The 25586-nt window shown below is 56.7% G+C and carries 22 protein-coding genes and 1 pseudogene; 6 read left to right on the top strand and 17 right to left on the bottom strand.

Annotated features, from left to right (window positions below):
* Nucleotides 1-5 precede the first annotated feature (5 nt).
* Together rmuC and udp are read right to left on the bottom strand one after the other, a co-directional pair.
* Complete coding sequence (gene rmuC / locus K2184_RS24475) at nt 6-1454, bottom strand: DNA recombination protein RmuC (protein ID WP_016808228.1); 1449 nt, start codon at nt 1452-1454, stop codon at nt 6-8.
* Nucleotides 1455-1592: 138 nt separating this feature from the next.
* Nucleotides 1593-2354 (bottom strand): uridine phosphorylase, encoded by a 762-nt coding sequence (udp, locus tag K2184_RS24470; protein WP_004097583.1) that lies wholly within the window; start codon nt 2352-2354, stop codon nt 1593-1595.
* Nucleotides 2355-2621: 267 nt separating this feature from the next.
* Between udp and K2184_RS24465 the strand changes: the two genes are divergently transcribed.
* On the top strand, nt 2622-3434 hold the full coding sequence (locus K2184_RS24465; protein WP_163525606.1) for a dienelactone hydrolase family protein: 813 nt from the start codon (nt 2622-2624) through the stop codon (nt 3432-3434).
* Between the two features lie 3 nt (nt 3435-3437).
* Here the strand turns inward: K2184_RS24465 and K2184_RS24460 are convergent, their stop codons facing one another.
* From K2184_RS24460 to metE, 6 genes are all read right to left on the bottom strand, one after another.
* A complete protein-coding gene (locus K2184_RS24460) occupies nt 3438-4127 on the bottom strand; it encodes a transporter substrate-binding domain-containing protein (protein ID WP_123830353.1) in 690 nt (229 codons plus the stop codon).
* Nucleotides 4128-4222: 95 nt separating this feature from the next.
* The gene (locus K2184_RS24455) at nt 4223-5515 is read right to left on the bottom strand and encodes an anaerobic sulfatase maturase (protein WP_023321880.1); all 1293 of its coding nucleotides are present in this window, start codon (nt 5513-5515) and stop codon (nt 4223-4225) included.
* A 40-nt stretch (nt 5516-5555) separates the two neighbouring features.
* Nucleotides 5556-6278 carry a GntR family transcriptional regulator gene (locus K2184_RS24450; RefSeq protein ID WP_004107711.1) on the bottom strand — a complete coding sequence of 241 codons (723 nt, stop codon included), beginning with the start codon at nt 6276-6278 and terminating at the stop codon, nt 5556-5558.
* A 43-nt stretch (nt 6279-6321) separates the two neighbouring features.
* Nucleotides 6322-8067: a sulfatase gene (locus tag K2184_RS24445; RefSeq protein WP_004107708.1), complete on the bottom strand. Its 1746-nt coding sequence runs from the start codon at nt 8065-8067 to the stop codon at nt 6322-6324.
* Between the two features lie 22 nt (nt 8068-8089).
* Nucleotides 8090-9505, bottom strand: a complete 1416-nt coding sequence (locus K2184_RS24440; RefSeq protein WP_032729265.1) for a PTS transporter subunit EIIC — start codon at nt 9503-9505, stop codon at nt 8090-8092.
* 300 nt (nt 9506-9805) lie between these two features.
* Entirely contained in the window at nt 9806-12067 is a 2262-nt protein-coding gene (metE, locus tag K2184_RS24435) for a 5-methyltetrahydropteroyltriglutamate--homocysteine S-methyltransferase (RefSeq protein WP_105889467.1), read from the bottom strand.
* A gap of 231 nt (nt 12068-12298) precedes the next feature.
* Here metE and metR point away from each other — a divergent pair, with 231 nt between their 5' ends.
* Complete coding sequence (metR, locus tag K2184_RS24430) at nt 12299-13252, top strand: HTH-type transcriptional regulator MetR (protein ID WP_004107703.1); 954 nt, start codon at nt 12299-12301, stop codon at nt 13250-13252.
* Here the strand turns inward: metR and K2184_RS24425 are convergent.
* The 3 genes from K2184_RS24425 to pldB all read right to left on the bottom strand — a co-directional run bounded on the left by K2184_RS24425 (nt 13140) and on the right by pldB (nt 15964).
* Complete coding sequence (locus tag K2184_RS24425) at nt 13140-14039, bottom strand: carboxylate/amino acid/amine transporter (RefSeq protein ID WP_004107702.1); 900 nt, start codon at nt 14037-14039, stop codon at nt 13140-13142. The genes metR and K2184_RS24425 overlap by 113 nt on opposite strands.
* A gap of 88 nt (nt 14040-14127) precedes the next feature.
* On the bottom strand, nt 14128-14928 hold the full coding sequence (gene yigL / locus K2184_RS24420) for a sugar/pyridoxal phosphate phosphatase YigL (protein WP_126489617.1): 801 nt from the start codon (nt 14926-14928) through the stop codon (nt 14128-14130).
* 43 nt (nt 14929-14971) lie between these two features.
* Nucleotides 14972-15964 carry a lysophospholipase L2 gene (gene pldB, locus K2184_RS24415; protein WP_004107700.1) on the bottom strand — a complete coding sequence of 331 codons (993 nt, stop codon included), beginning with the start codon at nt 15962-15964 and terminating at the stop codon, nt 14972-14974.
* Between the two features lie 109 nt (nt 15965-16073).
* On the opposite strand from pldB, the gene rhtB reads away from it, so the two are divergent.
* On the top strand, nt 16074-16694 hold the full coding sequence (rhtB, locus tag K2184_RS24410; protein WP_004107699.1) for a homoserine/homoserine lactone efflux protein: 621 nt from the start codon (nt 16074-16076) through the stop codon (nt 16692-16694).
* A 12-nt stretch (nt 16695-16706) separates the two neighbouring features.
* A pseudogene (locus tag K2184_RS24405) lies at nt 16707-17003 on the top strand (Rpn family recombination-promoting nuclease/putative transposase); the annotation flags it as partial.
* A 42-nt stretch (nt 17004-17045) separates the two neighbouring features.
* On the opposite strand, the gene rhtC reads toward K2184_RS24405, so the two are convergent.
* From rhtC to pldA, 3 genes are all read right to left on the bottom strand, one after another.
* Nucleotides 17046-17669: a threonine export protein RhtC gene (rhtC, locus tag K2184_RS24400; protein WP_004107695.1), complete on the bottom strand. Its 624-nt coding sequence runs from the start codon at nt 17667-17669 to the stop codon at nt 17046-17048.
* 61 nt (nt 17670-17730) lie between these two features.
* Nucleotides 17731-19557: an ATP-dependent DNA helicase RecQ gene (gene recQ, locus K2184_RS24395; RefSeq protein ID WP_004107693.1), complete on the bottom strand. Its 1827-nt coding sequence runs from the start codon at nt 19555-19557 to the stop codon at nt 17731-17733.
* A gap of 67 nt (nt 19558-19624) precedes the next feature.
* Nucleotides 19625-20497, bottom strand: a complete 873-nt coding sequence (pldA, locus tag K2184_RS24390; protein ID WP_023321873.1) for a phospholipase A — start codon at nt 20495-20497, stop codon at nt 19625-19627.
* 155 nt (nt 20498-20652) lie between these two features.
* On the opposite strand from pldA, the gene yigI reads away from it, so the two are divergent.
* Nucleotides 20653-21117, top strand: a complete 465-nt coding sequence (gene yigI / locus K2184_RS24385; RefSeq protein WP_004097567.1) for an acyl-CoA thioesterase YigI — start codon at nt 20653-20655, stop codon at nt 21115-21117.
* Nucleotides 21118-21166: 49 nt separating this feature from the next.
* Nucleotides 21167-22060, top strand: coding sequence for an EamA family transporter RarD (gene rarD / locus K2184_RS24380; protein ID WP_004107689.1), 894 nt, complete (start codon nt 21167-21169; stop codon nt 22058-22060).
* Between the two features lie 41 nt (nt 22061-22101).
* On the opposite strand, the gene corA is transcribed toward rarD, so the two are convergent.
* The 3 genes from corA to uvrD form a co-directional block, all read right to left on the bottom strand.
* Nucleotides 22102-23052 (bottom strand): magnesium/cobalt transporter CorA, encoded by a 951-nt coding sequence (gene corA, locus K2184_RS24375; protein WP_004107687.1) that lies wholly within the window; start codon nt 23050-23052, stop codon nt 22102-22104.
* 149 nt (nt 23053-23201) lie between these two features.
* Entirely contained in the window at nt 23202-23258 is a 57-nt protein-coding gene (gene ysgD / locus K2184_RS24370; protein ID WP_349817343.1) for a YsgD/CorL family protein, read from the bottom strand.
* A 148-nt stretch (nt 23259-23406) separates the two neighbouring features.
* Entirely contained in the window at nt 23407-25569 is a 2163-nt protein-coding gene (uvrD, locus tag K2184_RS24365; RefSeq protein ID WP_049127671.1) for a DNA helicase II, read from the bottom strand.
* Between the last annotated feature and the right edge of the window lie 17 nt (nt 25570-25586).

The following is a 25586-nucleotide window of genomic DNA, read 5'->3' as shown; positions in this document are numbered from 1 at the left end:
ACGCTTCAACGCGGCTGAGGACGGTTCTCATACGCAGCGGCAACGGCCTTATCGGCAGAAAAGTCTTTATCTTCCTGCGCGTTACCGTCTTCTGTAAGGAAGTATTCTTCATCCTGCGCGGCTGCCTGTTCGACTAAGTCAGGATTAATCCCACGTTTAACCTCCACCCCCAGCCCGCGAAATGACTCCGCCTGCACCAGCAGGTTACCGCGCCCGGAGGCGAGCTTTTTCATCGCCTGACGGTAGTTATCCTGGGCTTTATCCAGGCTCTGGCCAATGGCCGACATATCGTCAACAAACAGACGCATCTTGTCATACAGACGCCCCGCTCTTTCGGCAATTTTCTGCGCGTTACGGCTCTGATGTTCATAGCGCCAGAGATTGGCGATGGTCCGTAGCGCCACCAGCAGCGTGGTCGGGCTCACCAGCATGATGTTGTTTTTCAGCGCTTCGCTAATGAGTTCCGGCTGGCGATCGATTGCCAGCAGGAAGGCCGGTTCCACCGGGATAAACATCAGAACATAGTCAAGCGAGCGCAGCCCAGGCAGCTGCTGATAATCTTTGCGTCCCAGCAGGCGCATATGGTTGCGTACGGAAGCAATATGCTCCTGCAGCGCCGCTTCTCGGGTGTAATCATCGTCAGCGTTGAAGTAACGCTCATAGGCCACCAGGGTCATTTTGGCATCGATGACCACATCCTTTCCCTGCGGCAAACGGACGATCACATCAGGCTGCATCCGCGCGCGGTTTTCCGTTTCGATGCTCACCTGAGTTTGATATTCATGGCCTTCCCGCAGCCCCGATGCTTCCAGTACGCGGGTCAACACCACCTCGCCCCAGTTGCCCTGGGTTTTGTTATCGCCTTTTAGCGCGCGGGTCAGATTTAGCGCTTCCTGGGCCATCTGCGCATTTAGCTGCTGAAGATTGCGGATTTCATGGGCCAGGGTGTGACGCTCCCGCGCTTCCTGGCCAAAGCTATCCTGCACCTGCCGACGAAAGCCATCCAGCTGTTCGCGCAGCGGCGTCAGCAGACCATGCAGGCTCTGGCGGTTCTGCTCATCTACCCGGCGATTACTGTGCTCAAAAATACGGTTCGCCAGATTCTCAAACTGCTCGCTAAGCCTCTGCTCGCTGTTAACCATCTGGCGGATTTTGTCTTCCGCATGCAGCTGAGTGGATTCAAGACGAGTGGTCACTTCGCGGAGGTCAGCTTCCAGCGAGGCGTTGATTTCGCGCAGGCTGCGCAGCTCGTTATTCAGCAGTTCACACTCTTCGCGCCAGTGAGACTCCTGTACCAGCCGTTGGCGGGTGGCGCTCAGCTCAATATCCAGCTCGCGCCGCTCTTCGATGAGATCGGCGCGAATTTGATCGGCGTGCGCTTTGGTCGCCAGCCAGCCGACAATCAGCCCCACGGCCAGCGCCACGACGGCACTAATAATAATTGAGATATCCACAACGCCCCCTGCGGCAACGACTTACGGCACAAAATAGAATTGTGCTGTACAAACGTCCAGTTTGAAAGGGTTTTCCTGCGAGGCGCTACGCAAAAAAGAAGGGCCGAAGAATCCGACCCTTATACGAAGAGAGAATAATTACAGCAGGCGGCGCGCCGCTTCCACGACAATTTTCACCGCGTGGCTTTCGGTTTGCTTCATGGTTTCCGCGTTCGGAATCTCCTGCTGGGTACGGTTGACGATAACCCCGGCAACCATTCCGGCGCGCAGGCCCTGGCTGGCGCACATGGTCAGCAGAGTGGCGGATTCCATTTCATAGTTCATTACGCCCATCGCCTGCCACTCTTCCATCGAGCCTTTAAAGCGGCTAACGACGCGGCCGGAGAAGGTATCGTAACGTTCCTGGCCCGGATAGAAGGTATCGGAAGAGGCGGTCACGCCGATATGGGTGGTCGCGCCAATAGACTTCGCCGCTTCAACCAGCGCGGTAGTACATTCAAAATCAGCCACCGCCGGGAACTCCATCGGCGCAAAGTGCAGGCTTGCACCGTCCAGGCGGACAGAAGCGGTGGTCACCAGAACATCACCTACGTTAATGTGCGGCTGAATGGCGCCGGTGGTACCAATACGCAGGAAGGTACGGATGCCGAGCTGGGCCAGTTCTTCCACGGCGATAGAGGTCGATGGGCCGCCGATACCGGTAGAGCAGACAATCACTGCTTTACCATCCAGCTCGGCGCGCCAGGTGGTGAATTCACGGTGAGATGCCAGCTTAACCGGCTTATCCATCAGCGCGGCGATCTTTTCCACACGCTCCGGATCGCCAGGGACGATAGCCAGCGTAGCCCCTTGTAAATCGTTTTTGGTGAGGCCGAGATGAAAAACATCAGACTTGGACATAAAAAACTCCTCTGTGGGTCGAATTATCAGCAGAAGCAAAACGGTACTTTACAGAAGCTGCTGGTTCAGTTTTGTGATACCAATCACCATGAATGAAATTCATTGCAATAACTTTCCATAAAATAGTGATAAACATCACATTAACAAGCTAAATCTCAGAACCCTGAACAAAAGATAGCCGGTTTCGGGCACTGTGTTTGGTTAACGTCCTGTCCAGAGCAGCTATAGTTATTGATGCGCTAATAAATTGAGGGTACGGAGAATACCATGACGACAATCAAGCCAACCGGCTTTGCACCTGCAGCCACGCCGCACGCCTCAACTGCCGTTCACACATCAGATGAGAACATCGTCTTCGGGGAGACATCCATCCCTTCGCAGGGAGATAACATGCCGGCATTCCATGCCCGCCCGCGCAGCGTCGACGGTTCGCTGCCGGTGGTTATCGTGGTTCAGGAAATTTTCGGCGTGCATGAACATATCCGCGATATCTGCCGCCGTCTGGCAAAGGAGGGGTATCTGGCTATCGCACCGGAGCTGTACTTCCGCCAGGGCGATCCTAACGATTACAGCGACATTCCTTCTCTGTTCCAGGGGCTGGTCACAAAGGTGCCGGATTCTCAGGTGCTGGCCGACCTCGATCACGTGGCTAGCTGGGCCTACCGCCACGGCGGCGACGCCCACCGTCTGCTCATTACCGGTTTCTGCTGGGGCGGGCGCATCACCTGGCTGTACGCTGCGCATAACCCGCAGCTAAAAGCCGCCGTCGCCTGGTACGGCAAGCTGGTCGGCGAAAAAACGCTTAATTCGCCGAAGCATCCGGTCGATGTCGCCGTCGATCTGAATGCGCCGGTTTTAGGGCTGTATGGCGCAAAAGATGACAGCATCCCACAGGATACGGTAGAAACCATGCGCCAGGCGCTACGGGCGGCCAACGCCACGGCGGAAATTGTGGTTTATCCGCAGGCCGGCCACGCTTTTAATGCCGACTATCGCGCCAGCTATCATGAAGAGTCGGCGAAAGACGGCTGGCAGCAAATGCTGGCGTGGTTTGCGCAGTACGGCGGTAAGCGGGGGTAAAAATCAACTATTGCCGATATGGTGACTCACCATCCCGGCAATAGTCCCGTCCGCTATCCATGAAAAAAGGCAGCGGCAAATAAATTCATAGTGCTGTGTCGCATTGCGCGGCACGCATATCGCCTGATGTATCTGGCTAAAACTATCGGGTAAAACGCGAAACTGTGGATTATCCCGCGCGGCTTTCTCCAGAGGCTGACGAATACCGGCCACCATATCACCTTCGCCGTTGATGAACGCCTGTATAGCATCCTGCGAAGTGGCATATTGGCGCAGCGTCGCATGTTTTAGCGTGCGAATCAGATACAACTCGTAGGCCGCACCTTTGCCCACGTTGATTACTGAACCTTCGCGGTCCATCTCCTGAACCGATTGAATCTTGCTCTCTTTTTTAACCATCAGCGAACTCTCGATCGTGACGTAGGAGGGCGTAAAGCGAAGCTTATCTTCCCTCGCCGGGTCGATAGCCAGAAAAGCGATATCCCATTGATCCATCAGCGCCGCATCCACGACCTGCCCGGCCGTTGGCCAGGTCACCAACCGCGCTTCACGCTGGCTCTCAGTCGCCAGTTTCTTTGCCAGTTCGACGGTTATCCCCCCCGGCGATCCATCTGGCGACAGTATCGTAAGAACCGGGTTGCCCAGATTAATGGCAAAACGTAAATACTTCTTTTGCTCGTGGCGTTCAATCATCATTCATCTCCGAAGAGTGACAGTAGACCCATTCAGTAAATGATTAACTCTGGCCATCTCCAGCGCCAGGGCTTTGACGTATTACTTTAAGCATATCAATGCTGCGCGCCGCAGCATTTTTTATATTTACGCCCGCTGCCGCAGGGGCAAGGGTCGTTGCGGGAAGCCGTTTTCGGCTGCTGCTCTTCTTGCGCCAGCCACTGCATCATGGCCGGGAGCGGATAACCGTTTTCCAGAAGCTGCCGCCAGACGTTCATATACGGCGTCACGTGTTTGAAAAAGTGCTGGTAGCCTGCGCACAGGTAGCTATGGCCGGGGCGACCGCTCGGGGAAACGGCGAAGCGATGTTTCGGACAACCGCCGTGGCAGGCAAAGCGAAACTCGCAGCTGCGGCAATCCGCCGTTAGCGTCTCTTGTTTTGCCTGACCAAAAGCGATGGCCTGCTCGCTATTATTCAGCTCGCGGATGCTCTGCTGATGAATATTACCCAGCTTATGCTCCGGATAAACAAAGTGATCGCAGTTATACAGATCGCCGTTCGATTCCAGCGCAAAAGCGTGCCCGCAGGTTGGCGAATGTACGCAAAGCACCGGCGGCTGACCGGTCCATGCCGCCAGGGCAACGTCAAACATCTGCACGTAGACGCGATCGACGTCGCGACGAACCCAGATATCGAAAATTTGGTTAAGAAACTCGCCGAACTGCCAGGAGGGTACCGTCCAGGGCGCCAGCCGCGCCGCGCTCTCACCCGGGAGCACCAGCTGGAGCGGCGCCGAGGCGTCGCTGCTCATCCGTTCGACCAGCGGGATAAACTGCATATAGCGCGAACCGGCCGCCAGCAGGAAATCATACACTTCACGGGCATGATCGACGTTATGCTTGCCGACGACGGTCAGGGTATTGAACTCGACGTTATGCGCCTTCAGCAGCGCCATCGCCGCAACAACCTTTTCGTGGGTACCCTTTCCGGCGCGGTTAACGCGGTACTGGTTATGCAGATGCGCCGGGCCGTCTATCGACAAACCCACCAGAAAACCCTGTTCGGCAAAAAAACGCGCCCACTCTTCGTCCACCAGGACGCCGTTAGTTTGCAGCGCATGTTCTATCTTCTTACCGTTGGCGTACTGGCCGCACAGCTCAACGACCCGGCGAAAAAACGGCAGCCCCATCATGGTCGGCTCGCCGCCCTGCCAGGCAAAGGTCACCGCATCGCCGGACTGGGCGGCAATATGCTGGCGAATATAGTTTTCCAGCGTCTCATCGGACATGCGCCAGTTTTTATTCCGTTCCGGATAAAGCGCTTCTTTTTCCAGATAAAAGCAGTAGGTGCAATCGATGTTACACACCGAGCCGCTCGGCTTTGCCATCACGTGGCAGCCATGAATCATGCTAATTTCCCCAGATTTGATGGCCCGGTAAATGCTGCCATTAACTGTTCTCTACAATGTACTGATAGCAGCTGGCGATATGGCGGGCGATGGTATATTCCACCAGCTCGCCGCGATCGTTAAATCCCTGGCGAGTCTTCACCAGCAGCGGCTCGCCTGCGGCAACCTGCAGAATGTCGCAGTCCTGGGCCGTCGGCAGCTCGGCGGTAATGGTGTCTTTATAGCTGTCAATATTTTCGCCGCGCTGTTCCAGCGCACTATACAAACCTTCTTTAAACGCGTCTAAAGTCAGCTCGCCCAGACGCGGCGTCAGCCAGATATAGTTTACCTGCGCGGGCAGTTCATTTTGTCGATAGATCGTGCGGGTGAGACGCTGAATTTTCTGCCCCGCCGGGAGAGCGAAGGCCTGCGCCACTTCCGCCGGCGGCAACAGCTGCTCGAGTGTCAGATTATGTCGCGAAATAGAGTGCTGCTGCTGGCCATCAACCAGCCGGATACGGGTTTTGACGCCCTGTTTCTCTGAGGTGCTGATAACCATAGTACCGATTCCAGCCTGGCGTTTTACCAGCCCTTTCGCGGCCAGCTCGGCCAGCGCGCGCCGGGCGGTGATGCGGCTGACGCCGAACAGCTCTTCAAACTCGGCTTCGGTCGGCAGGACATCATTCTTTTTGTAGGCCCCGGTTCTCAGCTTTTCCAGCAGGATATCGTGAAGCTGGGCGTACAATGGTTTCGCGCCGCGAGAATAGTCCAGTTCTTCTTTCATTAACTTCGCACTCCTGTTCCCCGGCCGCAGCCGGGGGTACCCCTTAATCAAGTCGCATTTCTAACGCCATCTTATAGTACACGCTCTGATGCTGCTCCTCCGGAACCTCGTTCTGCACGAAAGCCCACAAATTTTGCCGCGCCCAGTCCGGCTGACAGGCGGCCCGCAGTTTGTCAGCCAGAACATGCTGCCCGCTGCCCTCCAGATGCTGCAGTAGCGCAAACAGGCCGTAGCGCACCTGCGGCGTAAAGGCGGCCAGCTCCGGTAGCAGGTGCGGATCCAGCCCCAGCAGCGGGCTTTGCGCATCATCCAGGCCATAGCGCGCGTACAGCTCAGCGGGCGCATCGTTCTCCTTCATCATGCAGATCATCTGCTCCCGCAGCCGCCGCGCCGCGTGTTCATCCCGGCACTGGGTTTGCTGCGTCGGATCGGTGTGTAAATCATATAGTCGATGACCGAAGCGATCGGCGCCGCGGGTCATCACCGACTCAGCGGGAATTTTCATTACCGGACAGCCCTTGGTAAAGCGAAACGGCGGATGCAGCGTCGTTTCGCGCAGCTCCTGCGGCGTGAAGCGACGATTGATACGGGTCGGCATCAGGGTGTATTCGAACAGGCCATCGACGCCTTGCTCAACGGGCGAGCGCATATAGACGTAGCGACCATCGGTAATATTAATATGGCAACCGTGATAGCCAAACAGAGCATAGTCGCGGACCGGGGTATCGTCGCGCAGCGCGGGCAGCAGCGACACGCCCTGCATATCCGCCGGTTTATTCAGGCCAAAACAATCCAGCAGCGTCGCGGCGATATCGATGGTCTGCGCCAGTGCCTGACGAGACTCGCCCGCGCCGCCATACTGCGGATGCCAGATAAACAGCGGAATATTTGCCACTTCGTTATACAGCGGCATAATATTTTTCCCCCACCACTCATGCTCGCCGAGCAAAAAACCGTGGTCGGTGTTGACGATCAGCATCGTGTCGCGCCAGAGATCGTAACGATCCATATAGTCCAGCACCTTACCGACGTACGCATCCACCATCGTCAGCAGCGCCATATAGTATTTCTGGATCATACTCTTGCGTTCGTCGCTTTCGGTGACGAAGTAGTAAGGCGGCCAGCCGTCGAACTGCGCAGGATCGTCAATGCCGTACATCTTGAGATATTTTTCCGGCACGAAAAACGGCTCATGCGGGTCGAAACACTCCAGCTGCAGAAACCAGTTATCGCTGGCATGGTTGGCGTCGATAAACCCCAGCCCTTTGCCGATCGTCTTCGCCAGATGATGATCCTCTTCGTTCTGCATAAACTGCACGTTGATCTGATGCTGAATCCGGCTGGCGATCCGCCGCTGTTTGATCTCCTCCGGCTCGCCGGATTCGTAGCGATATTGCGGCTTATCCACCACCCCTTTCCAGGCATCGCCCTCCTGACCGCGCACAAACTCGTAGGTGCTGTAGCGAGAGTGATAGGTCGCTCCGCCGTCGCGCCAGTAGTGTTTGTGATCCGTCACCAGGTGGGTGTGAATACCGTTCTTCTTCAGCAGCTCGGGAACCGAATCATCGAACGGCTCGATTGGCGACCAGCCGCGATGTAAAAAGTTATAGCGTCCGGTATGCAGCTCCCGGCGTGCAGGCATGCAGGGCATGCTGCCGACATAGCAGTTGTCAAAACGAACCGTACGCTCCCTCAGCCGCTGGAAATTCGGCGTGATCGCCCTGTCGCTGCCGTAGGCCGACAGCAGGCGCTTATTCAGCGAATCAAACATCAACATTATCGCTTTCATGCTTTACTCCTTCACTCTTGCTTCACGCCGTTTCTTTATCGTAACCGCGTACTTTGCCGACGATATAGGTCAGCACGAAGGCTGCAGCGCAGCCGGTTAACCATGAGATGATGTACTGCAAATATTTGCCGTCGGCGATGAGCGGCAGCGCGGACAGCCCGGCGGCGCCAACACCGTTGGTTGAGACGCCCAGCAGCACCACCATCATTCCGCCGAAACCAGCGCCGATGGAGCCGGTTATAAAGGCAAATCCTGCCGGAATATTGACGCCGAAAATGGTCGGTTCACCCACCGCCAGAATAGAGGTCGGGATCGCCCCTTTAGCGATTTTCTTCATCATCGGGTCGCGCGTCAGCAGCAGCACCGCCGTCGCGGCACCCACCATCCCGGCGTTGGACATAATCTGGATGGCAAAAAGCGGCGCGTGGCCGGTCGCGTTAATCATCTCCAGATGAATAGGGAACAGGCCGTGATGCAGACCAAGCGAAATCAGGAAGGGGAAAAGCGCGGAGAGGACAAACCCAGCCGCAATGCCGCCGGTAGAGAGCAGGCCGTTTAGCCCGTGCAGAATACCGTTAGAAATGACGCCCGCCACGGGCATAATCACCAGCAGCAGCGCCGCTGCCATCACCACCAACACGATAGTTGGCGTGACCACAACATCAACAATATCCGGGACAAAGCGCCGCACCCGTTTTTCCAGCAGGCACATTAGCCAGGCGCAAAGAATGACGCCAATCAGCCCGCCCTGCCCCGGGATCAGCCCCAGCGCGGTAATCTGCGGCACGATGGTGATCGCCCCCAGCAGGCCGCCCATCACCGCGTTTCCGTCAAACTCCTTCGCCGCCGTCACGCCGGTATAAATGGCGAGGAAGCCGAACAGCGCTTTAGAGACGATATCAAGGAACTGGCTGATGCCGAGCATATGCCGTTGATCGAGCACCACCTGGGTAGGCGACAGGTCTCCCGGCGCCGCCACATGATGCGCCAGCGCCCAGGAAGCGGCCGAGTTCACCAGCACGTTATTAATTCCCATCAGAATACCGGCGGCAATCAACGATGGCAGGATCGGCACAAAAATATTGGCAATATGCTTAAGAATAACTTTGGTGCGGGTCTGTTTTTTCGCCTTTTCCCGCGCCAGCTGAGCTTTTTGCTCAACGTTGCTTAACGGAGTAGCGTCCGCAGGCTGGCCCTTAAGCAGATCGTTAATCACATTTGCGACCTTCGACGATTTTCCCGGCCCAACAATAACCTGCAGGGTATCGTCCTCAACGACCCCGAGTACGCCTTCAATGCTTTTAAGCGCGGCGATATTGACTCGTGTTTGATCGCTTATCGTCATTCGTACGCGCGTCATACAGTTGGTCACATGCAGAAAATTAGCTAAGCCGCCACAGTGCCCCACAATCGCGTTTGCCACCTGGTTGTAGTCCATACAGAGGTTCCTTTATTATTTTACTGGCAATTGTTATAACAATATAATGTTATTATGTTTGTGAGGATCGTCATAAAGGCGCACCAGCGATCGATTTTTGGCAGGGAAGAACAAAAAAGGAGGCCGAAGCCTCCTTGAGCAGAGAGTGGTCAGGATAAGCACATTCGCCGGGTTGCGCTGTGCTTACCCGGGCTACCGGCCCGCAGGCGGCGGCGATCCGTAGCCCCCACCGGGGGAAAGAGCACTGAGTGGCTCAGGGGTTATTATGCTGTCATCCGGACACCGGAAAGCGTGGTTATACTATGCCTGACGCAGGTTCTGCGCGGCTTTAACCATGTTGGCCAGCGCAGCACGGGTTTCCGCCCAGCCGCGGGTTTTCAGGCCGCAGTCCGGGTTTACCCACAGGCGCTCTGCCGGGATGCGCTGCGCGGCTTTCTTCAGCAGCGCCTCGATCCACTCCACGCCTGGGACGTTCGGCGAGTGAATATCGTACACCCCCGGCCCGATCTCATTCGGATAGTCGAACTCTTCAAACGACTCCAGCAGCTCCATATCAGAGCGCGAGGTTTCGATGGTAATCACGTCCGCATCCAGCGCGGCGATAGAGTCCATGATGTCGTTGAACTCGCAATAGCACATATGGGTATGGATCTGGGTGTCATCTTTCGCCACCGCGGCATTGATGCGAAAAGCTTCCACACCCCACGCCAGATAGTCCTCCCAGTCGCTACGTTTCAGCGGTAGCCCTTCGCGCAGCGCCGGTTCGTCAATCTGGATGATGCCGATACCGGCGGCTTCCAGATCCGCCACTTCGTCGCGCAGCGCCAGGGCAATCTGTTTCGCAATCGTTTCACGGCTGACGTCCTCGCGCGGGAAGGACCAGCAAAGAATGGTCACAGGACCGGTCAGCATGCCTTTTACCGGTTTGTCGGTCAGCGACTGTGCGTATTTTGCCCACTCGACGGTGATCGCCTCCGGACGGCTGACGTCGCCAATCACCACCGGCGGCTTAACGCAGCGGGAACCGTAGCTCTGTACCCAGCCGTTCTGGGTGAAGATAAAGCCGTCCAGATGTTCGCCAAAATATTCCACCATGTCGTTACGTTCGGCCTCACCGTGTACCAGCACGTCCAGCCCCAGCCGCTCCTGCTCGACGATCGCCTGCTTGATGTGTTCAGCGATGCCGGTGCGGTAGCGGTTAGCGTCGAGATGGCCTTTTTTGAAGTCCAGACGCAGGCCGCGGATCTCGGGAGTCTGCGGGAAAGAACCGATGGTGGTGGTCGGCCAGGCCGGCAGCTTAAAGCGGGCGCGCTGCGCTTCGGCGCGAACTTCGTAGCCGCTTTGACGCTGACTGTCCTGAGCGGTTATAGCTGCCAGACGCTTCTCTACCGCCGCGTTATGCACGCGGGTTGAATAGCGACGGGCCCGGATCGGCGCGCTCCAGTCAGCAATCGCAGCGGTGTCGCCGCTGTTCAGCGCATCGCGCAGCAGCGCCAGTTCCTGGCATTTTTGCAGGGCGAAGGCAAACCAGCTCTTCACTTCGGCATCAAGCCGCGTTTCCACGCTCAAATCGATCGGGCTGTGCAGCAGGGAGCAGGAAGAGGCAACCCACAGCTCGCGTTTGCCGACAATCCCTTTAACCTGCGCGTATTTTTCGCTCAGATCGGCGCGCCAGACGTTGCGACCGTTGATCAGGCCCGCGGAGAGCAGCCAGTCGGCAGGCAGCCGCTTATGCAGTTCGGCGACATCATCCTGGCCATGGACCAGATCCACATGCAAACCCTGCACCGGCAGCGCGGTAATGGTGTCGAGGTTATCGGTAATGCCTTCAAAGTAGGTGGTCAACAGTAGCTTAACCTGGCCATTAAGCGCCTCATAAGCCGGTTTGAAAGCGTCCAGCCACGTCTGCGGCAGCTCGAGCACCAGCGCCGGTTCATCAATCTGCACCCACTCAATGCCGCGTTTTGCCAGCTCCGCCAGCACCTGCTGGTAAACCGGCAGAATATCGTGCAGCAGGTTCAGACGATCGAACGACTCGCCTTTCACCTTCCCAAGCCACAGATAGGTGACTGGCCCAAGCAGGACGGGCTTCACTTTGTGGCCCAGCGCCAGCGCTTCGTCCACCTCATCCAACAGCTGGTTCCAGCTCAGTTTGAACTGCTGGCCCTTCACGAATTCCGGCACCATGTAGTGGTAGTTGGTGTTAAACCATTTGGTCATTTCCGCCGCCGCGGCCGGTTCGCCGGTCGGCGCGCGGCCGCGACCCATGCGAAACAGAGTATCGATATCAACGGAGCCGTCTTTGTTCTGATGACGAGCCGGCACGTTGCCAAGCCACAGGCTGGTGGTCAGAACATGGTCGTACCAGGCGAAATCGCCAACCGGCAGCAGATCAACGCCCGCCTGCTTTTGCTGTTCCCAGTGGCGAGCGCGCAGTTCCCGGCCAACGGCCAGCAGTTCTTCGCGGCTGATATTGCCCGCCCAATAGCTTTCTTGCGCTTTCTTCAGCTCGCGACGCAGGCCAACGCGAGGGAAACCGAGGGTGTGGTTAATAATTGTCATTTTTTGAGCCTCATAATTGCAATCCGAAAGATTTCGGATTTAGGGAAGGCGGCAAACTTGCTCATCCCCAGGAGCTTACTGAAGTAAGTGACTGGGGTGAGGAAGTGCAGCCAACGCACCATAAATTCGAAAGATAAAGGATTTAGCCGTCCAGATGTTTACACATCCATAATTGGCAGTTACTGTATATTCCTCAAGCGCAAATTATTCATGGCGAAGTGAAGGACTTTCATGATCGAAATTAAACACCTGAAAACGCTCCAGGCGTTGCGGAACAGCGGTTCGCTGGCAGGCGCGGCAGCGGCCCTGCACCAGACTCAATCCGCCTTGTCCCACCAGTTCAGCGATCTGGAACAGCGCCTTGGCTTCCGTCTGTTTGTGCGTAAAAGTCAGCCGCTGCGCTTTACGCCGCAGGGTGAAATCCTGCTCCAGTTGGCCAACCAGGTGCTGCCGCAAATCAGCCGCGCCCTGCAGGATTGCAATGAGCCGCAGCAAACTCGTCTGCGTATCGCCATCGAATGCCATAGCTGTATTCAATGGCTCACGCCGGCGCTGGAGAGCTTCCGCGCCCGCTGGCCGCATGTGGAAGTGGACTTTCAGTCCGGCGTGATCTTCGACCCGCAGCCGGGCCTGCAGCAGGGCGAGCTGGATCTGGTCATGACCTCCGATATCCTGCCGCGCAGCGGTCTGCACTATTCGCCAATGTTTGATTTCGAAGTGCGTCTGGTGATGGCACCGGATCATCCGCTGGCGACAAAGACGCGCATTGCGCCTGAGGATTTAGCAACCGAGATGCTGCTGATTTACCCGGTCCAGCGCGCTCGTCTGGATATCTGGCGTCACTTCCTGCAGCCTGCGGGGATCAGCCCGCAGCTGAAGAGCGTCGACAATACGCTGCTGTTAATTCAGATGGTGGCGGCGCGGATGGGCATCGCCGCCCTGCCGCACTGGGTTGTGGAAAGCTTTGAGCGCCAGGGTCTGGTGGTGACCAAAACCCTGGGCGAGGGACTGTGGAGCCGGCTATACGCCGCGGTACGCGACGGCGAACAGCGCCAGCCGGTGACCGAGGCGTTTATTCGCTCAGCGCGGAACCACGCTTGCGACCATTTACCGTTTGTGCGGAGTGCGGAGCGACCCAGCGTCGATGGACCCACAGCGAGGCCAGGATCACCAGAGCTCCCGTAATAAAACTTGGCCAACGGGGCTGCTCCTGCCAGATAGCAAGATTCACCAGCAGCCCGGCAGGTACATGCATATTGTTCATGATGCCGAGCGTACCGGCATCCACCTGGGTGGCGCCGTAGTTCCACATGAAGTAGCCGATCCCCGATGCCGCCACGCCAAGGAACACCAGAATGCCCCACTGTAGAGAAGTTTCCGGCATTTTCTGCGCATTGCCCAGTATCGACCAGGCAACCGCCGCCACCAGAAACGCCCCGACATAGAACCAGGCGAAGGCATTATGCTGCGGCATCGGACGCGTTTCCATCAGGCGCTTGTAGCCCACCATGCCAATCGCGAAGCTGATATTGGAGAGCTGCACCAGGATCAAACCGGTCCAGAAATGATTTGTCACCTGGTCGTAGCGAATAATACCCGCGCCGATCACCGCCAGCAGCGCGCTGCAGGCGTAGCCCCAGCGCAGGCGGCGGCGGCTCATTACATCATAAATCAGCGTGATATAGAGCGGCGTCAGGACGGTAAACAGCAGGAGTTCAGATACCGTCAGGTACAGATAGGCCTGGAAACTCAGCATATACATAATGCCGAGCTGCATCGCCCCCACCAGCATATACAGGCCGATGGTTGACAGGCTTTGCCCGCGGGTGCGCAGGAAAGGTAAAAAGACCAGCGCCGCCAGACCAACGCGCGCCAGCACCGCGAAATAACTGTCGACGTGACCTGCAAGGTATTCGCCATAGAGGCTAAAAGAGAAGGCCCACAGAATGGTGGTGATAATCAGTAGCGCCACAATGAATGTCTCATAGAGTAAAGAACACGCATTGTAGCGAAGTGACAGGTTGACGACTGCTCATTAATTAAACAATCGTCAATCTTTTTTAGTCAAGATAGAGTTTACGCAGGTAGTGGGGAACGGCGTCGTCGACGTTGCTGCCAATCACTTCCAGCTCAGGATGCAGGTCTTTCAGCCGCTGGTGCGCGTTGGCCATAATGCAGCCCTTGCCCGCCATCGACAGCATTTCCGCATCGTTCATACCGTCGCCGAAGGCGATACACTCTTTCAGGCTATAGCCGAGCATTTTCGCCACGGCCTCCAGCGCATGGCCTTTCGACACGCCGCCCGCCATCACTTCGAGGCAGGTGACGGTAGAGAAGCTCACGTTCACCCGATCGCCCCAGCGGGCGTTGATCGCCTGCTCCAGCGGCAGCAGATGCTCATGCTTATCGCAGGTGAAAAAGACTTTGCTGATCCCTTCCGGGTCCAGCTCGCCCGGCTCGTACAGCTTGTAGTTAAACACTGCCTCTTTGAAGAAGCGCATCTCTTCCGGACGGTGGCGGTTCATATACCACTCATCTTCACGATAAACGTTGGTTACGATCGCCGGATCGTTTCGCATCATCTCAAACAGGTCAGAGGCGATATCGCGATCAAGGTTATGAGCGAAGATCTGCTTCCCGTCGCTATCATGTACGCGGGCGCCGTTAGAGGTGATCATATAGGATTTAATGCCGAGATTATCGCGAATTTGCCCAACATCGATGTAGTGGCGGCCGGTCGCGAACACGAAATTGATACCGCGTGCGGTAAGCAGTTTCAGCGTCTCTTTGGCGTAGGGGGTTAAGCAGTGATCGGGAGAAAGCAGCGTGCCATCTAAGTCAGACGCAACAACCTGGTACATAAAAATTTTAACCTCTAAACAGGGCGACGAGCGTTTCGCCGGATTAAGTATGTCGAGCAAAAAAATCGACGATAGCGTTTAGCGCGACCGAGCGCATGGCGTCCTTTTCAAAAAGGATCTCATGGTATGCCCCTTCTATGACAAACGGCTTATTCCCTTCGCAGGGATGGCCGCCTGCGGCGCGAAGTTCACAGTAGCGATCGTGCATACGGTTATCGACTACACGCTCTTCTTCCGCCTGGAGCAATAATGTTGGCGTAACGTCTTTTTCCGCGCCGGCCAGCACCTCTTCGCCCGCAAGGATCCCCTCGCGCACCCAATGGAACGTTGGCCCGCCGACCCGCAGCTGCGGCTCATCGGCGTAAAAACGCAGGTTGCGACGATAGCGTTGACGGCTGTGCGTCAGTACGTTGACCGCAAAGGGCAGCGCCCGCCAGCGGCCGGTACCGAGGGCATACTCTTCACGAATGCGCTGATGGCCCTCAGCCCAATCGAGAATGTGGCGCACCATCCAGTCAGGCAGGCGCATAACAATGCCGAACATCGGCGCGCAGAGCGCCATCGCGTCGCAATGCTGGTGGTGGCGCTGCAAAAATAGCGTCGCAATAGCGCCACCCATGGAATGGGCAAGAATAAACCGTTTCCGCCAGTGCCCCGGCACGACATGTTGTTGCCAGAAAGCGGCGAGATCGTCAACGTAATCGCTGAAATTTACGACGTGCCCGCGGTGGGTATCGGAAAGCATGCGCCCGGAACGCCCCTGGCCGCGATGATCGATAATCATCACATCAAAGCCGCTGCGGAAAAGATCGTAAGCCAGTTCGGCGTACTTAACGTAGCTTTCAATACGACCCGGACAGATCACCACGACCCGGTCGTGACTTTTGGCGCAGAAGCGCACAAAGCGCACCGGAACGTCATCCACGCCCGTAAATTCAGCCTCTTCCCGCTGACGCCAGAAATCGGTTAGTGGCCCCATGGTAAAAGCCGCAAACGCGTTTTCTCGTGTTTCCCAGTCCTTTTGCTGCAAAAACATCGGGCTTACACCCCTAATAACCGCTGAAAATCGTTTTTTTGTCGTGCATCACACAATGCTTACACAATAGCGTATTGTGGCATAAAAACAGACAATCAGGGAGTTTCTCATGACGTTCGAGTGGTGGTTTGCCTATCTGCTAACATCTATTATTCTCAGCCTGTCGCCGGGCTCCGGGGCAATAAATACCATGACCACCTCTATTAACCACGGCTATCGCGGCGCGGCGGCCTCTATTGCCGGGCTACAGACCGGGCTCGGCATTCACATCGTGCTGGTCGGCGTCGGCCTGGGGACGCTCTTCTCTCGATCGCTGTTAGCTTTTGAAATCCTGAAATGGGCGGGCGCCGCTTATCTTATCTGGCTCGGCATTCAGCAGTGGCGAGCCGCAGGCTCTCTCGATCTGAATACCCTTGCGAAAGCGCAGACCCGCGGCAAACTCTTTAAGCGCGCGGTATTCGTGAATCTGACCAATCCGAAAAGCATCGTATTTCTCGCCGCGCTCTTCCCGCAGTTTATCGTGCCGCACCAGCCTCAGGTAATGCAGTATCTGGTACTTGGCGTTACCACTATTGTGGTCGATATTATCGTCATGATTGGCTACGCCACGCTGGCCCAGCGTATCGCTGCATGGATCAAGGGGCCAAAACAGATGAAGGCGCTGAATAAGGTCTTTGGTTCGCTGTTTATGCTGGTCGGCGCCCTGCTGGCCTCCGCCCGCCACGCGTGATGTATAGATAAACAAAAAATTACCGTACTGATAAAATATATGGCCCAGGCGGGAGAAGAGCAGGATGTTCGGCCGCTATTATATGAGCTGGCACAGCGGGTGCCGCAACATGGAGGTGTACTGATGACTCTGGCAGAAAAGTGGCTTGAGGAAGGTATGCAAAAGGGCATTAAGGAAGGCATAAAAGAGGGCAAACGCGCTGCGCTACTTAACGTCGCAAAGGCCATGCTCGAGCGGGGCATTGATACTACTGCGGTGATGGAAATGACCGGTCTCACGTCCGACGATTTGCAGCAGCTCCATCATTAATACCCGGCCCGCCCATAACCTCCTGGGCGGGACGCAGAAGGGTTAGCGTGAAATAATCAGATGAATACCGAAGCCGGCGAATAGCGTACCGGCGATGCCGTCGATCCACTTCGCCATCCGCTGATAGCCACGGCGCATGCCTGGCAGGGCGAACAGGCTGGCAACCACCGTGAACCAGGCCAGCGTCTCCAGTACGATCAGCAGAAAAATCCCCCAGCGCGCGCCAGAACTGACGCTATCGCCGACGAACAGCGAGAACACGGAGCCGAAATAGATAATCGCTTTTGGGTTCGCCAGATTAGTCAGCAGCCCTTTCAGAAAGCTCCGGCCGCTGCGCGCCAGCTCAACCTGAGGCTCTACCGCTGCCGCCGCTTCGCCTTTTTTCAGCGCGCCACGCAGCATCTGGAAGCCCATCCAGCACAGATACAGGCCGCCGCCGACCATAATAATGGTATGCAGCCAGGCCATCTTCTCGATAATCAGGTTCAGGCCGAGCAGCGCTACGCCCGCCCATACCATTACCCCGCAGGTGATACCCAGCACGCCCATCATCGCCTCCTTACGAGAGCGGCTAACGGCGGTTTGCGAAACAAAGAAAAAGTCCGGGCCAGGACTCATCAGCGCAATGATATGCACCAGCGCGACGGTGAAGAAAAGCGTCAACATAATTAACTCGCAGGAAAATAGTCAGGACGAAAACTATATTTGCACTTTTTCGTCCGGCTGACTACTCATCATCGCCATCCACGTGCGCGCGGATCAGGGCCATAAACTCTTTACCAAAACGCTCGAGCTTACGCGTGCCGACGCCGTTGACGCTAAGCATCTCGCCGGCCGTCAGCGGCGTTTGCTCAGCCATTTCAATCAGTGTTGCATCGTTAAACACGACGTAGGGTGGGATATTCTCTTCGTCGGCAATCGCCTTACGCAGTTTGCGCAGCTTGGCAAAAAGCTTACGATCGTAATTGCCGCCAAAGGATTTCTGCATCGCTTTTGGCTTCAGCGCCACAATACGCGGCACGGCAAGCTGTAGCGTCACGTCGCCGCGCAGAACCGGACGCGCGGCCTCGGTAAGCTGTAGCGCAGAGTGCTGGGCAATATTCTGCGTGACCAGGCCTAAATGGATCAGCTGGCGGATCACGCTAACCCAATGCTCATGGCTCTGCTCGCGCCCAATGCCGTATACCGGCAGCTTATCATGCCCCATATCGCGAATACGCTGGTTATTGGCGCCGCGCAGCACTTCCACCACGTAGCCCATACCAAAGCGCTGGTTGACGCGGTAAATCGTCGACAGCGCCTTCCGCGCGTCCATTAAACCGTCGTACTGTTTCGGCGGGTCGAGGCAGATATCACAGTTGCCGCACGGCTCCTGGCGCCCCTCGCCAAAGTAGTTGAGCAACACCAGGCGGCGGCAGGTTTGCGCTTCGGCAAAAGCCCCCATCGCGTTGAGCTTATGGCGTTCAATGTCCTGCAGCGGCCCGGCGGGTTTCTCCTCAAGGCAGCGCCTGAGCCACGCCATATCCGCCGGATCGTAAAACAGCATCGCCTCGGCAGGCAGCCCATCGCGCCCGGCGCGGCCGGTCTCCTGGTAATAGGATTCAATATTGCGGGGGATATCGAAATGCACCACAAAACGGACGTTCGGTTTGTTGATCCCCATCCCGAAGGCCACCGTGGCCACCACGATTTGCAGGTCGTCGCGCTGGAATTTCTCCTGTACGTCGGCGCGGATATGATTTTCCAGGCCGGCGTGATAGGCCGCCGCGCTGATGCCGCGACTTTGCAGGCGTGCGGCGGTATCCTCCACTTTCGACCGGCTATTGCAGTAGATAATGCCTGATTTGCCGCGCTGATCCTGTACGTAGCGCATCAGCTGATCCAGCGGCTTAAACTTCTCCATCAGCATGTAGCGGATATTGGGTCGGTCGAAGCTGCTGACCTGGATAAGCGGGTCGCTCAGGCCCAGCAGGCGAACAATGTCGCGACGCGTGGTGTCATCGGCGGTGGCGGTCAGCGCCATAAACGGGATTTGCGGTATCCGCTGGCGCAGCTGCCCTAACGCAGCGTATTCCGGACGAAAATCATGGCCCCACTGGGAAATACAGTGCGCCTCATCCACCGCCACCATCGACAGATTCCAGTGCGTAAGATGCTCGAGGAAGTTATCCAGCATCAGGCGCTCCGGGGCGATATACAGCAGGCGAATCTGCCCGCTGCGGCAGCCGGCCATCACCTCCTGCTGCTGCTCCCGGCTCTGGGTTGAATTCAGGCACGCCGCCGCCACGCCGTTAGCCAGCAGCTGATCGACCTGATCCTTCATCAAGGAGATGAGCGGCGAGACCACGACAGTCAGACCGCCCAGCACCAGCGCCGGCACCTGATAACACAGCGACTTGCCGCCGCCGGTCGGCATCACCACCAGGCAATCGCGCCCGGCCAGTGCCGTATCGATAATGGTTTCCTGGCCCGGGCGAAACTGCTGGTAGCCGAAGGTCTCTTGTAAAACCTGCTTAGCCAGCGATTCCTGATTCAATACTTCCGCCTGCGCCACGTTGACCCCATATGCCTGAAAAGAAAACAGGCGCTATTTTCAGCGCCTGAGAGCCAGAGTGCAACGATTAAAACAGATCGTTGAGCATCAGCCCGACGCCGACGCGGGTTTGATTAAAGTTATAATCGATAAGCGACTCGCCATAACCGCTATAGACCTGAGTATAGACGCGCACGTGTTTGGTGATCGGATAGCTTACCCCAAGCTCGGCGCCGCCGTAGCCGGTATTCCAGTTATATTGCCCCTGAGCGCTGAGAATAGCGTCGCCCAGCTGGTAGCCCACTTTCAGCCGGTAATAACCCATATATTTGGTGATATCCGGGTTATCGTCGGTGCTGCCAATAACGTACCAGGGCTTCACCTCGACCAGCCAGTTGCCATTTTGCGCCATCAGTCGGGTATAGAGGCGATTCCAGCTGCGGGAAGTGGGATCGGAACGGCCGTTAGAGTCGTGGTTATAACCCATTTCAACGTCGCGCAGCGTCCAGCCGGCAAATGAGTAATCGGTCGCAAACCCGAGGAACAGCTGCGGCTCGTAGTTGGTTTCGCGAAACGGCGCGGACTCTTTGCTGTTGGAGAGCTGCCACCAGGATTTTTGCGTATAAGAAGCGCCCAGCAGCGAATTCTCGCCCAAAATCCCGCGCCATAATGGAAACGCCAGGCTAAGCTGGAACTTCACTTCGTCTTTACGCGCGTTTTCAGCCCAGTCGTAGCTGCGAATCGCTTCTTTATTGAGATCGCTGGTCCACGTATAGAGCAGATAGTTGCTCTCGTAGGGATAGAGCAGGAAGGGATTATCATGGTCCTGTAACAGGTTGGCGATAATACTCCCGCGAACGGCCGGAGTGTCGTGGACCTGTTTATTCACCGGCGCGTCCTGCGCCAGAACGCCGGCCGGAAGCGCAACAAGCGCCAGCAGGCAGGCCAAAGAGATACGCATTGCTGTTCTCCTGGATGGATATTTATTATTTCTGTTTAACCCAGGCAGCATTCTACCTATTTATACGTCTTCTGACCTGTTATCCGTTCTTAAAGTAGAAATCAATATTTTAGAAGCATAAAATCAACATTTCATTAACCTATGGAAATGTTGTTATGTCTGAACTGACCGCCGCCGCCGCCCTGAAGCTGGTGGGAGAAATCTTCGTCTACCACATGCCCTTTAATCGCGCCTTAGGGCTGGAACTGGAGCGCTATGAAAAAGAGTTCGCCCAGCTGAGTTTCAACAACCAACCAATGATGGTCGGCAACTGGGCGCAGAGTATTTTACATGGCGGAGTGATTGCCTCAGCGCTGGACGTCGCGGCGGGGCTGGTATGCGTCGGCAGCACCCTGACTCGCCACGACACCATCAATGAAGAAGAGCTGCGCCAGCGCCTGTCGCGGATGGGCACCATCGATCTGCGCGTCGACTACCTGCGTCCGGGTCGTGGGGAGCGCTTTACCGCCACCAGCAGCCTGCTGCGCGCCGGTAACAAGGTGGCGGTGGCCCGCGTCGAACTGCATAACGAAGAGCAGGTGTATATCGCCAGCGCTACGGCGACGTATATGGTGGGTTGATCGGCTTAAATCGAGTAACATCATTCTCTTTGGCAATGGATTTGTACCGATGGACGCTAAACAAACGCGGGTGGGGGTTCTCCTGGCCCTGGCCGCCTATTTTATCTGGGGTATCGCGCCAGCGTACTTCAAGCTTATCTACTATGTTCCCGCCGATGAAATTCTGACTCACCGCGTGATCTGGTCCTTCTTCTTTATGGTCGCGCTAATCAGCATCAGTCGTCAGTGGCCACAGGTCAAAAGGCTACTGAAAACGCCGAAAAAGGTGTTTCTGCTGGCGCTGTCTGCCGTGCTGGTGGGCGGTAACTGGCTGCTATTTATCTGGGCGGTCAATAACCATCATATGCTGGAAGCCAGCCTGGGCTACTTTATCAACCCGCTGGTGAATATTCTGCTGGGGATGATCTTCCTCGGGGAGCGTTTTCGTCGGATGCAGTGGCTGGCAGTGCTGCTGGCCGCCTGTGGCGTTCTGGTGCAGCTCTGGACTTTTGGCTCGTTGCCGATTATCGCGCTGGGCCTGGCGTTCAGCTTCGCTTTTTATGGTCTGCTACGTAAAAAGATCGCCGTGGATGCACAAACCGGCATGCTGTTTGAAACGCTCTGGCTGCTGCCGGTCGCCGCGATTTATCTGTTTGGTATAGCCGATAGCCCGACCAGCCATATGGGTCAGAACCCGTGGTCGCTGAACCTGCTGCTGATGGCGGCGGGCGTGGTCACCACTATTCCGCTGCTGTGCTTTACCGGCGCGGCGACCCGTCTGCGCCTTTCTACGCTGGGCTTCTTCCAGTATATCGGCCCAACGCTGATGTTCCTGCTGGCGGTGACCTTCTACGGCGAGGTGCCGGGCGCGGATAAGATGGTGACCTTTGCTTTTATCTGGGTGGCGCTGGCGATTTTCGTAATGGATGCGGTTTACACAATACGTCGTACGCGTAGGGCATAAAGCCAGACCGGTACGCAAAAAAGGAGCCGAAGCTCCTTTTTTTACAGCCAGTTCTTGCGCTTAAAGTACAGATAGGGCGCCAGGCCAGCGAGCATCATAAAGACAATCGCGCCGGGATAGCCAAAGCTCCAGTGCAGCTCAGGCATAAACTCAAAGTTCATGCCATAGCTGGAAGCCACCAGGGTCGGCGGCAGGAACACGACGGAGACGACCGAGAAGATCTTGATGATGCGGTTCTGCTCAATGTTGATAAAGCCCATCGCCGCCTGCATCAGGAAGTTGACCTTCTGGAACAGCGATTCATTGTGCGGCAGCAGGGATTCGATATCTCGCAGGATTTCGCGCGCCTGCTCCAGCTGCCCTGCCGGCAGACGGGCCTTGCGTACGAGGAAGTTCAGCGCGCGCTGGGTATCCATCAGACACAGGCGGACTTTCCAGCCGATATCTTCCTGTTCCGCCAGCGTAGAGAGCGCCTCGTCGTAATCATCGCCCTGACGACCTTCCATAATCACCCGGCTAAGCTTTTCCAGATCGCTGTAGATGTTTTCGATTTCATCCGCCAGCTGCTCGATTTTGGTTTCGAACAGATCCAGCAGCAGCTCGTAGGCGTTGCCGTCCACCATCGACTGGTTGCGGGCGCGCATGCGATACAGGCGGAAAGCGGGCAGCTCCCGCTCGCGCAGGGTGAACAGACGGCCTTCGCGGATAGTAAACGCCACGGTAGAGTTACCGGCGTGATCCTCAGCATCTTCAAAAAAGAAAAATGAGTGGATATGCAGACCGTCTTCATCCTCAAAGAAACGCGCTGACGCTTCGATGTCTTCCAGCTCCGGGCGCGTCGCCAGGTTCTGGCCCAATTCCGTTTGCACACGGCTTCGTTCATCGTCGTCAGGCTCGACCAGATCGACCCACACCGAACTGGCGAGGTGCTTGATCTCGTCGGCTTCCAGACGCGTTAAACGATTGTTTTCCAGTTGAAATGCGCTCAGCATGACCGGGACTCCCAATGCAAAAAATTATCGGACAGTTCGGTGGGCACACAGAAACAATTTGGGTTTCAGACCATTAAGCCTGACTCAGAGCGACGGGAATAGAACGGGTCGCCGACAACCGCTAAGGCTATCAGCATAAGAGGATAGCCTTAGGAGTTGTTCCTGATGGGCAGGAAATTGAGCCAGCATCTACTGGGTGTGTCCAAGGCGAATGTCCTCTTAGCGTAATCGTGCGCGCATGTTACGCCAGCGCAAAAACGGCGTCAACACGCAACGGAACGCTAAAGAGCAAATCAAGCTCCTTAACGTATAAAGGTAGCAGAATATTACAAAATAATGATATTTTTCTTAGTGTTACACTGTTTCCAGCCGGGCATACGCCGCGACCAGCCATTTGATCCCCTGCCCCTGAAAGGCAACCTGCAGGCGACTGTGTTCGCCGCTGCCTTCGAGGTTCACAATGGTGCCTTCACCGAATTTGGCGTGGCGGACGCGCTGGCCCAGCTTATAGCCGGTGTCGTTTTCCGCCATCGGCGTCCCCATGCGCTGATGGCTGACCGGCCGGCTCACCGTGGCGCGCAGCCGCACCTCTTCCACGCACGACTCCGGCAGCTCGCCGATAAAGCGCGAGGGGCGATGATAAACCTCTTTGCCGTACAGGCGACGGGTTTCCGCGTAGGTCAGCGTTAGTTTTTGCATGGCACGAGTCACGCCGACGTAGGCCAGGCGGCGTTCTTCTTCCAGGCGGCCGCCCTCATCAAGCGCCATCTGGCTCGGGAACATCCCTTCTTCCACGCCAACGATAAATACCTGCGGAAACTCCAGCCCTTTCGCCGAGTGCAGGGTCATCAGCTGTACCGCATCCTGCCAGGTGTCCGCCTGCCCTTCTCCCGCTTCCAGCGCCGCATGCGAGAGGAACGCCTGCAGCGGCATTAAATCTTCATCTTCTTCGTTGTAGCTAAACTGGCGCGTCGCCGTCACCAGCTCCTCTAAGTTTTCGATACGCGTCTGGCCCTTCTCGCCTTTCTCCTGCTCGTACATCATGCGCAGGCCGGAATCTTTAATGACCCGGTCGGTCTGCACGTGCAGCGGCATGTCGGCTGTCTCCTGCGCCATGGCGTCAATAAGTTCCATAAAACGCTGCAGAGCGCTGGCAGCGCGCCCGGCGAGAACTTTCTCTTTTAACAGCTCGCGACAGGCCTGCCACAGCGTCAGCTGCCGGTCGCGCGAGGTCTGACGCACCACGTCCAGCGTGCGATCGCCAATGCCGCGCGTCGGGGTATTGACCACGCGCTCAAATGCCGCATCGTCGTTACGGTTGGCAATCAGGCGCAGATAGGAGAGCGCATCTTTGATCTCCTGACGTTCGAAGAAGCGCATGCCGCCATAAATACGATAAGGCATGCTGGCCTGCAGCAGCGCCTCTTCCAGCACGCGCGATTGGGCGTTGCTGCGATACAAGATCGCGCACTGCTCCAGCGCCCCGCCGTTTTCCTGCCAGGTTTTGATACGATTGACGACAAAACGCGCCTCATCAAGATCGTTAAACGCGCAGTAGAGCGAAATCGGCTCGCCGTCGGCGCCGTCGGTCCACAGCTTTTTCCCCAGCCGTCCGCTGTTGTTCTCAATCAGGGCGTTCGCCGCGCTGAGAATATTGCTGGTCGAGCGATAGTTCTGCTCCAGACGGATAGTTTCCGCGCCGGGGAAGTCATTGAGGAAGCGCTGGATGTTTTCTACCTGCGCGCCGCGCCAGCCGTAAATCGACTGATCGTCATCGCCAACGATCATTACCTTACCGGTATCGCCCGCCAGCAGTCGGATCCACGCGTATTGAATATTGTTGGTATCCTGGAATTCATCCACCAGGATATTGGTAAAGCGCTCGCGGTAGTGCTGAAGGATATGCGGCTTGTTAAGCCACAGCTCGTGGGCGCGCAGCAGCAGCTCGGCGAAGTCCACCAGCCCCGCGCGATCGCAGGCTTCCTGATAGGCCTGGTAAACCTTCTGCCAGGTCTGCTCAACCGGATTACCGTAGCTCTGAATATGATGCGGGCGCAGCCCTTCATCTTTTTGGCCGTTGATGTACCACATCGCCTGCCGCGGCGGCCACTGCTTCTCATCGAGATTCATCGCCTTAATCAGGCGCTTAAGCAGGCGCAGCTGATCTTCGCTGTCGAGGATCTGGAAGTCCTGCGGCAGCCCGGCGTCAAGGTGATGAGCGCGCAGCAGACGGTGCGCCAGACCGTGGAAAGTGCCGACCCACATACCGCCCTGAGTGGTGCCCATCAGTTGACCAATACGATGACGCATTTCCGCTGCCGCTTTGTTGGTAAAGGTCACCGCCATGATGGAGTAAGGGGAACAGTTCTCAACGCTCAGCAGCCAGGCGATGCGGTGTACCAGCACGCGCGTCTTACCGCTGCCCGCTCCTGCCAGAACCAGCATGTTAGTACGTGATGCCGCAACGGCTTCACGCTGTTTATCATTGAGGCTGTCGAGCAGGTAAGAAACGTCCATTGGCACCGCCGGAAATG

Origin of the sequence: Klebsiella sp. K5-306 (genome assembly GCF_051835185.1) — a bacterium.
Taxonomy (GTDB): domain Bacteria; phylum Pseudomonadota; class Gammaproteobacteria; order Enterobacterales; family Enterobacteriaceae; genus Klebsiella; species Klebsiella oxytoca.
This window is presented reverse-complemented; position numbering and strand designations above follow the sequence as displayed.